Annotated in this window: 11 protein-coding genes, 1 tRNA gene and 1 riboswitch; of the genes, 2 read left to right on the top strand and 10 right to left on the bottom strand. The window is 70.3% G+C overall.

Going from position 1 to position 14,302, the window contains the following annotated elements:
- Nucleotides 1–214: 214 nt before the first annotated feature.
- Nucleotides 215–1,117 carry a Bax inhibitor-1/YccA family protein gene (locus tag ACFXB5_RS32270; RefSeq protein ID WP_385214476.1) on the bottom strand — a complete coding sequence of 301 codons (903 nt, stop codon included), beginning with the start codon at nt 1,115–1,117 and terminating at the stop codon, nt 215–217.
- 185 nt (nt 1,118–1,302) lie between these two features.
- Nucleotides 1,303–1,385: transfer RNA gene (locus ACFXB5_RS32265), tRNA-Leu, on the bottom strand.
- A 412-nt stretch (nt 1,386–1,797) separates the two neighbouring features.
- On the opposite strand from ACFXB5_RS32265, the gene ACFXB5_RS32260 reads away from it, so the two are divergent.
- Together ACFXB5_RS32260 and ACFXB5_RS32255 are read left to right on the top strand one after the other, a co-directional pair.
- Nucleotides 1,798–2,571: an ABC transporter ATP-binding protein gene (locus ACFXB5_RS32260; protein ID WP_385214488.1), complete on the top strand. Its 774-nt coding sequence runs from the start codon at nt 1,798–1,800 to the stop codon at nt 2,569–2,571.
- A 70-nt stretch (nt 2,572–2,641) separates the two neighbouring features.
- Nucleotides 2,642–5,182 carry an ABC transporter permease gene (locus ACFXB5_RS32255; RefSeq protein ID WP_385214473.1) on the top strand — a complete coding sequence of 847 codons (2,541 nt, stop codon included), beginning with the start codon at nt 2,642–2,644 and terminating at the stop codon, nt 5,180–5,182.
- Between the two features lie 212 nt (nt 5,183–5,394).
- Here ACFXB5_RS32255 and ACFXB5_RS32250 read toward each other — a convergent pair whose 3' ends face one another.
- From ACFXB5_RS32250 to ACFXB5_RS32215, 8 genes are all read right to left on the bottom strand, one after another.
- Nucleotides 5,395–6,708: a class I SAM-dependent methyltransferase gene (locus ACFXB5_RS32250; protein WP_385214470.1), complete on the bottom strand. Its 1,314-nt coding sequence runs from the start codon at nt 6,706–6,708 to the stop codon at nt 5,395–5,397.
- A gap of 232 nt (nt 6,709–6,940) precedes the next feature.
- Complete coding sequence (locus ACFXB5_RS32245) at nt 6,941–8,320, bottom strand: NAD(P)/FAD-dependent oxidoreductase (RefSeq protein ID WP_201857695.1); 1,380 nt, start codon at nt 8,318–8,320, stop codon at nt 6,941–6,943.
- Between the two features lie 394 nt (nt 8,321–8,714).
- On the bottom strand, nt 8,715–9,692 hold the full coding sequence (locus tag ACFXB5_RS32240) for an exopolyphosphatase (RefSeq protein ID WP_385214467.1): 978 nt from the start codon (nt 9,690–9,692) through the stop codon (nt 8,715–8,717).
- Complete coding sequence (locus ACFXB5_RS32235; protein WP_385214464.1) at nt 9,689–10,237, bottom strand: DUF501 domain-containing protein; 549 nt, start codon at nt 10,235–10,237, stop codon at nt 9,689–9,691. The genes ACFXB5_RS32240 and ACFXB5_RS32235 overlap by 4 nt, the downstream gene beginning before the upstream one ends.
- Before the next feature lie 66 nt (nt 10,238–10,303).
- The gene (locus ACFXB5_RS32230; protein ID WP_385214461.1) at nt 10,304–10,786 is read right to left on the bottom strand and encodes a septum formation initiator family protein; all 483 of its coding nucleotides are present in this window, start codon (nt 10,784–10,786) and stop codon (nt 10,304–10,306) included.
- Nucleotides 10,787–10,890: 104 nt separating this feature from the next.
- Nucleotides 10,891–12,171, bottom strand: a complete 1,281-nt coding sequence (gene eno / locus ACFXB5_RS32225; protein ID WP_201857699.1) for a phosphopyruvate hydratase — start codon at nt 12,169–12,171, stop codon at nt 10,891–10,893.
- A gap of 265 nt (nt 12,172–12,436) precedes the next feature.
- Nucleotides 12,437–13,135 (bottom strand): transglycosylase family protein, encoded by a 699-nt coding sequence (locus ACFXB5_RS32220; protein WP_385214458.1) that lies wholly within the window; start codon nt 13,133–13,135, stop codon nt 12,437–12,439.
- Nucleotides 13,136–13,142: 7 nt separating this feature from the next.
- Nucleotides 13,143–13,310, bottom strand: a riboswitch (cyclic di-AMP (ydaO/yuaA leader).
- 254 nt (nt 13,311–13,564) lie between these two features.
- On the bottom strand, nt 13,565–14,302 hold a 738-nt coding region (locus ACFXB5_RS32215), incomplete at its 5' end, for a LysM peptidoglycan-binding domain-containing protein (RefSeq protein ID WP_385214455.1).

The following is a 14,302-nucleotide window of genomic DNA, read 5'->3' as shown; positions in this document are numbered from 1 at the left end:
GCCGGTACGGCCGGCGCCGCGGCGCGCGCGCGCCCCCCCCCCCCGCGTGGGCGCCCACCCCCCCTTTTTTTGTATAAAAATCCACCACACCATACAAAAAACCCCCCACCCCCGGGGGGGCTTACACCCCATACCGTACCCGGCCCCCCGGCCTGTCTTCGCCTCCGCGGGCCCTTCTACGTGCTGTCTACGTGCTAAGCGACGCTCAGGGGCGCTAGTCCCTGAAGATCGAGATCAGCCGGAGCAGCTCCAGGTAGATCCACACCAGCGAGAGCGTCAGCCCGAAGGCGGCCAGCCAGGACTCCTCACGCGGAGCGCCGTACCGGACACCGTCCTCGACCTGCTTGAAGTCCATCGCCAGGAACGCCGCGCCGAGCACGACGCCGACGAGGCCGAAGACGATGCCGAGGCCACCGCTGCGGAAGCCGAGGCCGTCCCCGCCGCCGATGGCGGCGAACAGCAGGTTGACCGCCATCAGCAGGATGAAGCCGATGGCGGCGGCGAGCACAAAGCGCTGGAATCGCGCGTTCACCCGGATGAGGCGGGTCTTGTACGCGACGAGCACACCGACGAACACGGCCATCGTGCCGAGCACGGCCTGCATCGGGATGCCGGACCAGCGATCGTTGTACACCTGGCTGATAACGCCGAGGAAGAGGCCCTCGAAGAGGGCGTAACCCATGATCAGCGCGGGCGAGGCCGTGCGCTTGAACGACTGGACGAGGCCGAGCACCATCGCCACGAGCGCGGCGCCGAAGCCCACGCCCACCGGAAGCTGCGCGATCCACGCGACCGCGGCGGCGACGATGACGGTACCGAGGGTCATACCGGTGCGCATGACGACGTCGTCCATCGTCATGCGGCCGGTCTGCAGCGGGCCCGCCGGCGGCGCGCCGTACATCTGCTGCAGCTGTTCGGGGGTCAGATTCTGCTGGTCGCCCGCCGCGTAGGGGTTCGTGGGCGGCTGCGTCTGCGTCTGCGCGTACGGATTACCGCCCGCGTACGGGTTGGCCTGACCGGCGGCGGGACTCCCGGCCTGCGGCGCCGCGCCGAAACCGGCGTAGCCGCCGCTGCGGCTGAACCCCCGTCGCGAGAAGACCGGGTTGCTGCTCCTCATCTCACTCCTCCGTGGCCGCCGAGCGCGACCTTGACTCAAGAGTAATGGGTAAGCAAAGAAAGCACCCTAGTGCCCAAGGAGGATCTTTTCATGCAGGAAGAGGCCGCGCGAGGCCCCTGCGGGCCCCGCGCACGCACTTGGGGCGACCATCCACACACGCTGAGTGCGCCCACCGGATCTGAAGGTGCCCGGAACCGGACTTGAACCGGTACGCCCGCGAGGGGCAGCGAGGTTTAAGCTCGCCGTGTCTGCATTCCACCATCCGGGCAGCGGTTCCCCCTGGGCCGCACGGTGCACATACGGCCCTCCCCTGGAAGAGAGCAGCACGAGCCTATCCGGGGACATGCCCCCGCACAGTGAATCCTCGACCCGAGGTTGTCTTATTTTATTGGCAACTGAGGGTGCATCAGCAGCGGGGCGGGGTACCCGAAGATGCCGACGTCCATTGGACCTGCCGATATGCCCTGAACCCCCATTAACTGGGGATTGACGCAATCTCGACGCCCCGCACGGGGCGTCCTCTCCTTCTCAAGGAGGACTCCGCCGCCACCACCTACATCGCGAGACCCCCACGAGAACGGGAGCACGGGCTGATCCCGTACCCATTCACAACCGGAACCATGGAGTGACGTCCCGCCCACTCCCGCACAGCACGACAGGAGTCATTCACCGTGACCACCATGCCCCTCGGCGTCAAAACCACCGCCCACTCCACCGGCGCGGCCGCTCGCGCCACGGACCTGAGCAAGGTCTACGGCGAGGGCGAGACCCAGGTAATCGCCCTGGACTCGGTCTCCGTCGAGTTCCGCCAGGCGGAGTTCACCGCGATCATGGGCCCCTCCGGCTCCGGCAAGTCCACGCTGATGCACTGCATGGCGGGTCTCGACACCATCTCCAACGGCTCGGCCCGGATCGGTGACGTCGAACTGACCACGCTCAAGGACAAGAAGCTCACCCAGCTGCGCCGCGACAAGATCGGCTTCATCTTCCAGGCGTTCAACCTGCTGCCGACGCTGAACGCGCTGGAGAACATCACCCTCCCGATGGACATCGCGGGCCGCAAGGCCGACCAGGCCTGGCTGGACCAGGTGGTGGCCACGGTCGGTCTGGCCGGGCGGCTCAAGCACCGCCCCAACCAGCTGTCGGGTGGTCAGCAGCAGCGCGTCGCCGTGGCCCGCGCCCTGGCCGGCCAGCCGGAGATCATCTTCGCCGACGAGCCGACCGGCAACCTGGACTCCCGCTCCGGCGCCGAGGTCCTGGGCTTCCTCCGCAACTCGGTGCGGGAGCTGGGCCAGACGATCGTGATGGTGACCCATGACCCGGTCGCCGCGTCCTACTCCGACCGGGTGGTCTTCCTCGCCGACGGCCGGATCGTGGACGAGCTGCGCAACCCCACCGCCGACTCGGTACTTGACCGCATGAAGCGCTTCGACGCCAAGGGCCGCACGAGCTGACGCGGGGCGCGCGCCCATCTCCGCACGCCGCCTCGCACTCGCCCACTCCACCCCTCAGGACTGACACCCCATGCTCCGTACAGCCCTGCGCAATGTGCTTGCGCACAAGGCCCGGTTGCTGATGACCGTGCTCGCCGTGATGCTCGGCGTGGCCTTCGTCGCCGGCACCCTGGTCTTCACCAACACCATCTCCGACGCCTACCAGAAGAGCTCCCAGAAGGGCTTCCAGGGCGTCGACGTCGCCATCACCCCCGACAAGAAGGACGACGACTCCGCCAACCCCGGTGACCCGCCCCGGCTGAGCCAGCAACTGCTGGACCAGGCGTCCAAGGTGCCCGGCGCCGACTCCGCCTACGGTGTGGTGCAGGGCTACTCCGCCCTCGCCGACAAGAAGGGCGACCTGATCGGCAGCGGCTTCTCCAACCGCGGCGGCAACTACTACCCGGGCGCCGACGGCAAGGACGCCCGGTACACGATGACCGAGGGCCGCGCCCCCAAGGCCACGGGCGAGGTCGCGCTCGACTCCAAGACCGCCGAGCGCGGCCACTACAAGGCCGGGGACTCCATCCGGGTGTCCGTCAACGGCCCGGTGCGCACCGAGAAGGTCGTCGGCGTCTTCACCACCGACGACGGCAATGTCGCGGCGGGCGGCACCCTCGCGCTGTACGACACGGCCACCGCGCAGCGGCTGATGGGCAAGCCGGGGCAGTTCGACGAGATCGACGTGAAGGCCGCCGCGGGCACCTCGCAGGCCACCCTGAAGTCGTCGATCGACAAGGTCGTGCCCGAGCAGGCCAAGGCCGACACCGCCGAGAAGCTCGCCAAGGACCAGGCCAAGGCGATCGAAGACGGCATGAGCAGCCTGCAGACCGCGCTGCTGGTGTTCGCCGGGATCGCGCTCTTCGTCGGCATCTTCATCATCGTCAACACCTTCTCCATGCTGGTCGCCCAGCGCACCAGGGAGCTCGCCCTGATGCGCGCGGTGGGCGCGACCCGCCGTCAGGTCACCCGCTCGGTGCTGATCGAGGCCACCGTCGTGGGCGCCATCGCGGCCGTGGTGGGCCTCATCGCCGGTGTCGGCATCGGCGCCGCGCTGCGCTCGGTGCTCAACTCCACCGGGGCCAAGGTCCCGGACGGTCCGCTGGTCGTCGCGCCGACCACCGTGCTGGTCTCGGTGCTCGTGGGCGTCGTGGTGACCGTGCTCTCCGCCTGGCTGCCCGGCCGCCGCGCCGCCAAGATCCCGCCGGTCGCCGCGATGAACAGCGTGCACGCCGCGCCGTCCACCCGCGGTCTGGTGGTCCGCAACACCATCGGCGCGATCCTCGCCGCCGGTGGTACCGCGCTGGTGGTGGCCGGTGCGGGCATGGGCAGCGACGGCCAGGGCCCGATGTCGTTCGGCGCGGTCGTCCTGGTGATCGGCGTCTTCGTGCTCACCCCGCTGCTGTCCCGGCCGCTGATCGCGGCCGCCTCCCCGGTGCTGCGGATCTTCGGGATGCCCGGCAAGCTGGCCCGGCAGAACGCGGTGCGCAACCCGCGCCGCACCGCCGCCACCGCCTCCGCCCTGATGGTGGGTCTCACCCTGATCACCGGTATGACGGTGATCGCGGGATCCATGCAGAAGGGGATCGACAAGATGGCGGCCGACGGGCTGAAGTCCGACTACGTCGTCAGCATGGGCGGGACCGGCGGGATGCCGCTGTCGCCCGAGGTGTCCAAGACCCTGGCGAAGCTGCCCGATGTCACCTCGATCAGCGCGCTGCGGTCCTCCCCGGCGCGGGTCGCCGGCGACTCCGACTCCCTGACCGGCGTCGACCCGAAGGCCATCAAGGACCTGGTGAACGTGGACTTCACCGAGGGCTCGTTCGCCGCGCTCGGGGGCACGAAGGCCCTCGTCGACGACAAGGTCGCCGACGAGCACGACTGGAAGGTCGGCTCCACCATCCCGGTGACCTACGAGGACGGCCGCAGCGGCAAGCTGACCGTGGGCGGTGTCTTCGAGGGCAACCAGATGATCCGCGGTGTCATGGTCGACAACGCCACGGTCACCCCGCACATGGCCACCGTCGCCGACTTCCAGGTGATGCTGAAGACCAAGGGCGGCGCGACGGAGAACAACAAGGACCTGCTGAAGAAGACGCTCGGCGAGAACCCGGCGATCAAGATCCAGAACAAGCAGGACACCTCCGACGAGATCGCCTCGGCCTTCACCCTGATGCTGAACATGCTCTACGGGCTGCTCGCCATGGCCGTGATCGTCGCGGTGCTCGGTGTCATCAACACCCTGGCGATGTCGGTCTTCGAGCGGTCCAAGGAGATCGGCATGCTGCGGGCGATCGGCCTGGACCGGGGCGGCGTCAAGCGGATGGTGCGGCTGGAGTCGCTGGTCATCTCGCTCTTCGGCGGGGTGCTCGGCCTCGGCCTCGGCGTCTTCTTCGGCTGGGCGGTCGGTGAGCTGATCGCCACCGAGCTGCCGAGCTACGAACTGGTGCTGCCGTGGCCCCGGATGGGTCTGTTCCTGCTGATGGCCGCGTTCGTGGGCGCGATCGCGGCGCTGTGGCCGGCCCGGCGGGCCTCCAAGCTCAACATGCTGGCCGCCATCAAGGCCGAGTAGCCGAGTAGCGGCGAGCCGGACACGGGACGTCCCCGTCCGCCCCTCTCCGGGGGGGGCGGGGGCGTGCGCGGTGTTGGCGTTTTTTTCCGCGGTAAGCCGCCGTGAACCGCGGCCGAGCGCGGGGCGCCGCGCCGCCCCCCCCCCCCCCGCGCCGCGCGGGGCCCGCCGCCCAGCTCCGCGTTGTGGCCTTTTTCAGCCGCGTTCAGCCGCGTTCAGCCGCGCCAGTCGCGTGCGCGCAGCGGAAGCCCCGAGGCCCCGCCCTCGGGGGTGCGGACGGCCAGGACCTGGTTGACCCCGATCCGGTTGCGCTCGAAGGAGAGGGCGGAGGCCGCCATGTAGAGCTGCCAGACCCGGGCCCGGCCCGGGGAGGTCAGCCGCACGGCCTGGGGCCAGGACCGCTCCAGGTTGGCGACCCAGCGGCGCAGCGTGAGCGCGTAGTGCTCACGGATGGCCTCCACGTCGCGCACCTCGAAGCCCGCCTCCTCCAGCTGGGCCACGGTCCGGCCGACCGGGGCGAGCTCACCGTCGGGGAAGACATAGCGGTCGATGAACTCGTCCACGTGGTACGCCTCTTCGTCCGGCTGGGGGCGCCGGGCGATCTGGTGGTTGAGCAGCCGCCCGCCGGGCCGCAGCAGCCCGTGCAGGATGGCGGTGTACTCGGCGTAGCGCACGGCGCCCACATGCTCGGCCATGCCGATCGAGGAGATGGCGTCGTAGGGTCCGTCCGGAACCTCGCGGTAGTCCTGGACCCGGATCTCCACCTGGTCGGTGAGCCCGGCGTCCGCGATGCGCTTGCGGGCGTAGGCCGCCTGCTCCTCGGAGAGCGTGACGCCGACGGCGCGCACCCCGTACTCGCGCGCCGCGTGCAGCACCATCGAGCCCCAGCCGCACCCCACGTCCAGCAGCCGCCGGCCGGGCTCGAGGGCCAACTTGCGGCAGACCAGGTCCAGCTTGGCGCGCTGGGCCTCCTCCAGCGTGGAGTCCGCTCGGTCCCAGTAGGCGCAGGAGTAGACCATCGAGGGGCCCAGCACCAGCTCGTAGAAGTCGTTGCCGACGTCGTAGTGGTGGCTGATGGCCTTACGGTCGCGGCGCAGGGAGTGCAGCGAACCGAGGGTGGTCCGGGCCTCCTCGCGGGGCGGGGGCGGCGGCAGCCCCGGCCCGGCGAGCGCGATCATCTCCCGGGCGGCGGTGCGCAGCCGGGGGTCGCGCAGCGCCTGGATGCCGGTGCGGAGCCGGGACCGCGGCGCGGTGGCGGGGCCGCGCTCCCACAGCAGTCCGGACAGCCGGTCCAGGGCGTCGTACAGATCGCCCTCGACCTCGAGGTCCCCGGCGACCCAGGCGCGGGCCAGGCCCAGCTCGCCCGGCCGCCACAGGAGCCTGCGCAGCGCCCGGCGGCGCCGGATGACCAGGGTGGGCGCGCCGGGCGGACCGGTCTCGCTGTGGTCCCAGGCGCGGACGCGGATCGGGAGGGGGGTTCCCAGCACCTCCTCGGCCAGGGTGGCGATCCGCCCAGCGGCGTCGGCCATTTCACACCTCCGTGATGGCGAGTCAGGAAGATTCACTCACCACGTAAACACCATGGAACCCGCCGTACAGTCCCGCCGACACGTCTGGAATCGGCAAAACAGCTTCAAAAGCGGGCCATCGGAGGGCGTCCGAGGGCAGACGTAAGGGCGTCCGCCCCACGGATGGCGGACGCCCTCGGCGTTCAGTTGTACGGGGCGGGCCCGTATGTTCAGGCCGGTCGGGCCCGTAGGGTCAGGACGCCTTGGCCTTCTCGGCGGGGACCGCCGGCTTGGCGGCGGTGGCGGCGCTGACCGGGGAGGCGGCCTCGTAGAACTCCTCGCGGGGGTTCTCGATGGCGCCGAGCGAGACGACCTCGCGCTTGAGGAACATCCCCAGCGTCCAGTCGGCGAGCACCCGGATCTTGCGGTTGAAGGTCGGCATGGCCATGCCGTGGTAACCACGGTGCATGTACCAGGCCAGGCGGCCCTTCAGCTTGATCTTCATCTTGCCGAAGACGATCATCGCGACGCCCTTGTGGAGGCCCAGACCCGCGACGGCGCCCTTGTTGGCGTGCTTGTACTCCTTCTGCGGGAAGCCCCGCATACCGGAGATCACGTTGTCACCGAGGACCTTGGCCTGGCGCAGCGCGTGCTGGGCGTTCGGCGGGCACCAGGCGCCCTCGCCGGTGGCGAGGTCCGGGACCTGGGCGTTGTCACCGGCGGCCCAGATGTAGTCGCTGCCCTGGGCCTGGAGGGTCGGGGCGGTGTCCACATGGCCGCGCGGGCCGAGCGGGAGGCCGAACCGGGCCAGCGCCGGGTTGGGCTTGACGCCCGCGGTCCACACGATGGTGTTGGAGTCGACCTCGAGGCCGTTCTTGAGGACGACATGGCCGTCGACGCAGGAGTTCATCGAGGTCTCGAGGTAGACCTCGATACCGCGCTTCTGCAGGTGCTCCAGACCCCACTTGCCCAGCTTCGGGCCGACCTCGGGGAGGATCTTGTCGGCGGCGTCGACCAGGACGAAGCGCATGTCCTCGCGCTTCACGTTGGGGTAGTACTTGGCCGCGTCACGGGCCATGTCCTCGACCTCGCCGATGGTCTCCGCGCCGGCGAAGCCGCCGCCGACGAAGACGAAGGTGAGCGCCTTGCGGCGGATCTCCTCGTCCGTGGTGGAGTCGGCCTTGTCGAGCTGCTCGAGGACGTGGTTGCGCAGGCCGATGGCCTCCTCTATGCCCTTCATACCGATACCGTTCTCGGCGAGACCGGGGATCGGGAAGGTGCGGGAGACCGCGCCGAGGGCGACGACCAGGTAGTCGAAGGGCAGCTCGTACGTCTCGCCGACGAGCGGCTGGATGACGGCGACCTTGCGGTCCTGGTCGATGGTCGACACTCGGCCGGTGAGGACCTCCGCCTTGGGGAGCACGCGCCGCAGCGGAACCACGACGTGGCGCGGGGAGATGCTGCCGGCCGCAGCTTCGGGGAGGAAGGGTTGGTACGTCATGTACGAGCGAGGGTCGACGACCGTGACGGTCGCCTCGCCGTACCGCATCTTCTTCAGAATGCGGCGCGCCGCGTACAAGCCAACGTACCCACCGCCTACAACGAGGATCCTGGGACGCTCCGTGGTGCTCATGATTCGAGTATCCAGCACCCCAGAGGGGGGACCTCGTGAGCCCCTTCACAAGCATGGTGGGAGCATCTGCTACACTCCGCCGCCCCGGTGCTGGACGCCATACCGGCGTAGCGGAACCACTGGCTGAGCCGAGACGTTCCCACCCCTCTGAACAGGGCTTGTGACTGAACGCGGGAGTAGACCAGGCGGTCCGCGCGGAGGCACCGAACACCGCCCTGACACCTCACGATCCGGTCAGTTACGGGGCCCGGCCGCCGAAACCGCCCCAGAGCGCCGCATCGGGCGGCCACCAGGCACCTTTTTCATGTGAAGAGTTTCACGAACTTTCTCGGAGGGGGCTCGCGGAAGGCCTCCGAAGGGGGTTCCGCGGCCGCTCATACGTTATCCCGCCCGCTCAGGCGATGCTCCAGGCGATCCCGTCGAGGATGTCATGCTCACTCACCACGACCTCCTCGGCGCCGGTCCTTTCCATGATCGAAAGCAGGATGAGCGCCCCCGCGCCGATCACATCGACCCGCCCCGGGTGCATCACCGGGATCTCCGCCCGCTCGGCGTGGCCGACGCCGAGCAGTTTGCCCGTGATCTCGCGAACCTGGCCGAGGGTGATCCGGGAGTGGTGGATCGCGGAGGAGTCGTACTCCTTCAGACCCAGCGCGATCCCGGCCACGGTGGTGACCGAACCGGCAAGACCGACCAGCGCGTGGCCGTCCGCGGGACGGCAGGCGCGGCTGAGCGGCACGGTCCGCTCGGCCAGGTCCAGCGCCCGCTCCACATCGGCCCTTATGGCGGCGATCTGATCCTCCGTCGGGGGATCGGTGATCCGGCCGTCCACCACCAGATGGCGCTCGGTCAGCCGCACACAGCCGATGTCCACGCTGCGGGCCGCCCGCACCCCATCGCCGCCCTCGCCATCCTCGCCGCCCTCGACGAACTCCGTCGAACCGCCACCGATGTCCACCACCAGATACGGCCCGGCCATATGGTCATGGCCGGTGAGCTCCTTGGTGGCCCCGGCGAAGGAGAACTCCGCCTCCTGGTCCCCGGTGATCACCTCGGGCTCCGCACCCAGGATCTCCACGACCCCGCGCACGAACTCCGCGCGGTTCTCGGCGTCGCGGGAGGCGGAGGTGGCCACGAAGCGGACGCGCTCGGCGCCCAGCTCGCGGACGACCTCCGCGTACTCGCGGCAGGCGGCGAAGGTGCGCTCCAGCGCCTCGGGGGCGAGCCGGCCGGTGCGGTCCACGCCCTGGCCCAGCCGGACGATCTTCATCCGGCGGTCGAGCTCGATCAGCTCCCCGGTGGCCGGATCGGCGTCCGCCACCAGGAGCCGGATCGAGTTGGTGCCGCAGTCCACGGCGGCGACGCGGGTCATGCGCTCTCCTCCCGGCTCGGGTCATCGGCCCCGCGGGGGCTCACACACGGGCCCTTGCGCCACCACTCCGGCAGCATCGCGATCGCCTCGTCCCCCAGCGGATTGACCCCGGGGCCGGCCGCGAGGGAGTGGGCGACCAGTACATGCAGGCACTTCACCCGGTCCGGCATCCCGCCCGCGCTGGGGAAGCCCTGGAGCACCTCGACGGCGTCACGGCGCGCGATGTAGTCCTCGTGGGCGGCGCGGTAGGCGGCGGCCAGCTCGGGGTCGGTGCCCAGCCGGGCCGTCATCTCCTTCATCACGCCCTCGGCCTCCAGCGTGCCGATCGCGGACGCGGCGCGCGGACAGGTCAGGTAGTAGAGGGTGGGGAAGGGCGTACCGTCCTCGAGCCGCGGCGCGGTCTCCACGACGTCCGGATTGCCGCAGGGGCAGCGGTGCGCGATGGCGCGCAGGCCCCGGGGCACCCGGTTCAGCTGCTCCCGTACGGCGTGGATGTCCGCGTCGGTGGGCGCGGTGGGCTCCGTCTGGGGCGGGGGCGTATCCATGAGTGGGAAAGTTCTTCTTCGTTTCGATTCGTCATCGGGTGCGTCCGGCGGCCGGAGCGCGGCGCCTCAGCGGCGCGCGCTGCCCGCCCCCGCCGCGTCCGCCGTGTCCACGGCGTCCCAGAGGTTGGTGTACCAGGGGCGGCCGGCCGCGCCCTGGTCGGTGGAGTGCTCGGTGGAGCCGGCGCCGTCCACCACGCTGTAGCCGGTCTCGCCCGGCATCAGGAAGTGCAGCCGCTCCCGGGCCTGCTGCTCGGTGTAGGCGGGGTCGCGCAGCCGGGCCTTCCGCTCCCGCAGCTTCTTCACGTCCTCGCGGGCCCGCTGGGCCTCGTGCCGCTGCTCGGCGATGTCGGAGCGCTGGGAGATGTACTGCCGCATCGGATAGGCGAGCGCCACGACGAGGGAGCAGACGACCAGCGCGAGCAGGGCGGCCCGGCCGGTCAGCCGGCCACGGCGGCGCTTGGTGCGCACGCGGTAGACCCGGGCGGCGGCGTGCTCGCCGAGCGCCTTGAGCCTGGTCGCGGTGGAGAACCGTTCCCGATCCGCCGGCACGTCGCCTCCCCGGTGATGACTTCGCTTGGACAACGCCGTCGAGCGACGCCGTCCCCGGCCACGGTACGGGACCGGGGCCGGGGACGGGCGTCAGACGTGTCCGCTCAGCCCTTGAAGCGCGGGAAGGCGGAACGGCCCGCGTACACCGCGGCGTCGTCGAGGATCTCCTCGATGCGCAGCAGCTGGTTGTACTTGGCCACCCGCTCGGAGCGGGCCGGGGCGCCGGTCTTGATCTGGCCGCAGTTGGTGGCGACGGCCAGGTCGGCGATGGTGACGTCCTCGGTCTCACCGGAGCGGTGCGACATCATGCACTTGTAGCCGCTGCGCTGGGCCAGCTCGACCGCGTCGAGGGTCTCGGTCAGCGAGCCGATCTGGTTGACCTTGACCAGCAGGGCGTTCGCGGTGTCGCTGTCGATACCGCGGGACAGCCGCTCGGGGTTGGTGACGAAGAGGTCGTCGCCGACCAGCTGGACCTTGTCGCCGAGCTGCTCGGTGATGGTCTTCCAGCCGTCCCAGTCCTCCTCGTTCAGCGGGTCCTCGATGGAGACCAGCGGGTACGCGGCGACCAGCTCGGCGTAGTACGAGGTCATCTCGGCGGCGGACCGGGACTGGCCCTCGAACTGGTACGCGCCGTCCTTGTAGAACTCGGAGGCGGCGACGTCCAGCGCGAGCGCGATGTCCTGGCCCGGCTGGTAGCCGGCCTTCTTGACCGCCTCGAGGATCAGGTCGAGGGCCTCGCGGTTGGAGCCGAGGTTCGGCGCGAAACCGCCCTCGTCGCCGAGGCCGGTGGACAGGCCGCGCTCCTTCAGCACGCCCTTCAGGGTGTGGTAGACCTCCGCGCCCCAGCGCAGGGCCTCGGAGAAGGACTCCGCGCCCACGGGCGCGATCATGAACTCCTGGATGTCCACATTGGAGTCGGCGTGCGACCCGCCGTTGAGGATGTTCATCATCGGCACCGGCAGCAGATGGGCGTTCGGGCCGCCGAGGTAACGGAAGAGGGGGAGGTCGGACGCCTCGGAAGCGGCGTGCGCGACGGCGAGGGAAACGCCGAGGATCGCGTTGGCACCGAGCGAGGACTTGTCCGGGGTGGCGTCCAGGTCGAACATCGCCTGGTCGATCAGCCGCTGCTCGGTGGCGTCATAGCCGACCAGCTCGGGGCCGATCTGCTCGATCACGGCGAGGACGGCCTTCTCCACGCCCTTGCCGTTGTAGCGGTTCTTGTCGCCGTCACGGAGCTCGAGGGCCTCGAAGGCGCCGGTGGAGGCGCCGGACGGCACGGCGGCACGGCCGGTGCTGCCGTCGTCGAGGCCAACCTCGACCTCGACCGTGGGGTTGCCTCGCGAGTCGAGGATCTCGCGAGCTACGACGACGTCGATGGACGGCACGAGGTTCTCCTTCGTATGGGTCTGCGGTAGCAGCACGAGCCTAACGGGCCGGGAGGGCTGCGCCCCGCGTTCGCCCGCCCCACGAGACAGGGGCACGACACAAAAAGCCAGATTCTGGATCAAAAAGCCAGATTTCTTATGCATGGGGAAAGCCCCGGCCTGGCGCGCCATAGGGGCGGCACGCCCGGCCGGGGCTCGTTCTCGGGGGGCCGGCCTCAGGAGAGGTCCCCGGAGGGAGCCCTCAGGCCTGGGCCGTGGCCGGGGCTCAGCGGAGGTGCAGCTGCTGGCCCGGGAAGATCAGGTCGGCCTGCTCCACGATGTCCTTGTTCAGCTTGAAGAGCTTCTCCCAGCCGCCCTTGACGTCGTGGGCCTTGGCGATCTTGCCGAGGGTGTCGCCGGACTTGACCTTGTACTCGCCGTCACCCTTCTTGACCGGGCCACGGGTCTGCTGCCGCGTGGCGTGCTCGGGCGCGGTGCGCGGCTGCGCCTTCGGCTCGGCCTTCGGCTGGGCCGGCTGGGCGGCCGGGGCCGACTTGGTGGTCGCCGAGGACTGGTCCTGCGAGCCGGAGGGCGCGGACGGGGCGGACGGGCTGCCGCCGGAGGTCAGGCCCTTGCCGCAGACCGGCCAGGCGCCCTTGCCCTGGCTGCCCAGGACCTTCTCGGCGATCTGGATCTGCTGGGCCTTGCTGGCCTTGTCCGCGGTGGAGGCGTAGGCCGTGCCGCCGTAGGCGGCCCAGGTGGAGCTCGAGAACTGCAGGCCGCCGAAGTAGCCGTTGCCGGTGTTGATCGACCAGTTGCCACCGGACTCGCACTGCGCGACCTGGTCCCACTGCGAGGTGGTGGCCGCGGAGGCGGAGGTCGCCCCGATCAGCGGCACCGCCACAGCGGCACCGGCGAGACCGGTGAGCGCGGCGATACGGGTGACCTTGGAGGGGCGGCGGTGCTTCCCGTTGGACTTGAGCATCTTTGGTTCGTTTCCTCACCGACGCCTACGAGGTGAGCTGTCGGGTTCGGACGTGAGTTGCCCGGCCGGTCGCGATGGTCGCTCCCGGCTTCACCCCTAGCCGACAAGCCCGTATCCACAGGCCACTCGGCACCTACCTTGGGTCCCCCGCTCCTGCCTTCGGCGCTGACGCGTCGGTTCCCCCCGACCGCCGGCAGGATTCGGCGTGACGATCGACGGTGCCCGCGGTGGCGAGCGGAAAGACGTTAAACACACCTTCCAAGAACGTTCAAACACCCCAAGGGCAGTGATTGGGGCTGTAATTGATCTCACCCGGCCCACATCGGCGCAGGTGGGGCCGGGTGCGGAGAGATCGGACACGAGGTGCGCCCCGGAAAATGTGACGAGATGTATGTCTCACCGGGTCCAGATCGGGCAATTCCCCCCGAATCACTGCTCCCTGATGGTGAGATCAAGTCGCTGACCAGGGATGATCAGATCGGGGTCGATCCCGATGAGGTCCTCGTTGGTTTCGTAGAGCCCTTCCCAACCGCGGGACACATTCTGATGCTCGGCGATCCCTGACAGGCTGTCACCGGGGCGAACAGTGTAATCGTCGTCCGTGGAGCCCTCGTCGCGGTCCGAGGCGCCGCGCGAGGCATGGCGCCCGGAGGGCCGTGCGCTCCCCGCGTCGCCGTCGTCGGCCCGCTCCCCGGCGCCCGGGGAGCCGCGGTGGCGGCCGGAGGGCGTCGGGTCGGCGGAGGGGTCCGCCGAGGGGCTCTTCGAGCCGTCCGACGCCGAGGGGCTGTCCGAATCCGAGGGACTGCCCGAGTCCGGGTCACCCGAGGCGGAGCCGTCAAGGCCGTCGGGGGACTTGGAGGTGCGGGGCGCGTCCGGCCCCTCGGCCGACCCGGACGCGTCCGGCGCATCCGGCTTGTCGGCCTTGTCGGCCTTGTCGGATGTCCCCGAGCGGTCCGCGTCCGAGGAGGAGCCGTCCCGCCCCCGGTCCCCCGGGTCGTCCCCGTCGCGGCCCGCCCCCGGGTCCGAGTTGGCCGTGCTGCCGGGGTCCACATCGGGGGCGCGGCCGCCGTCGGTGAGCCCGGCGCCCAGCGCACAGCTCGGCCAGGCGTCGGGGCCGCGGGGGGCGCGCGAGGCCGCCCGCGCCGGGATCATATTGGTGAGGGTCGC

Source organism: Streptomyces sp. NPDC059455, from assembly GCF_042750115.1.
Lineage (GTDB): Bacteria > Actinomycetota > Actinomycetes > Streptomycetales > Streptomycetaceae > Streptomyces > Streptomyces endocoffeicus.
Note: the sequence above shows the minus strand (reverse complement) of the source record. Positions and strands in the feature narration are given on the sequence as shown.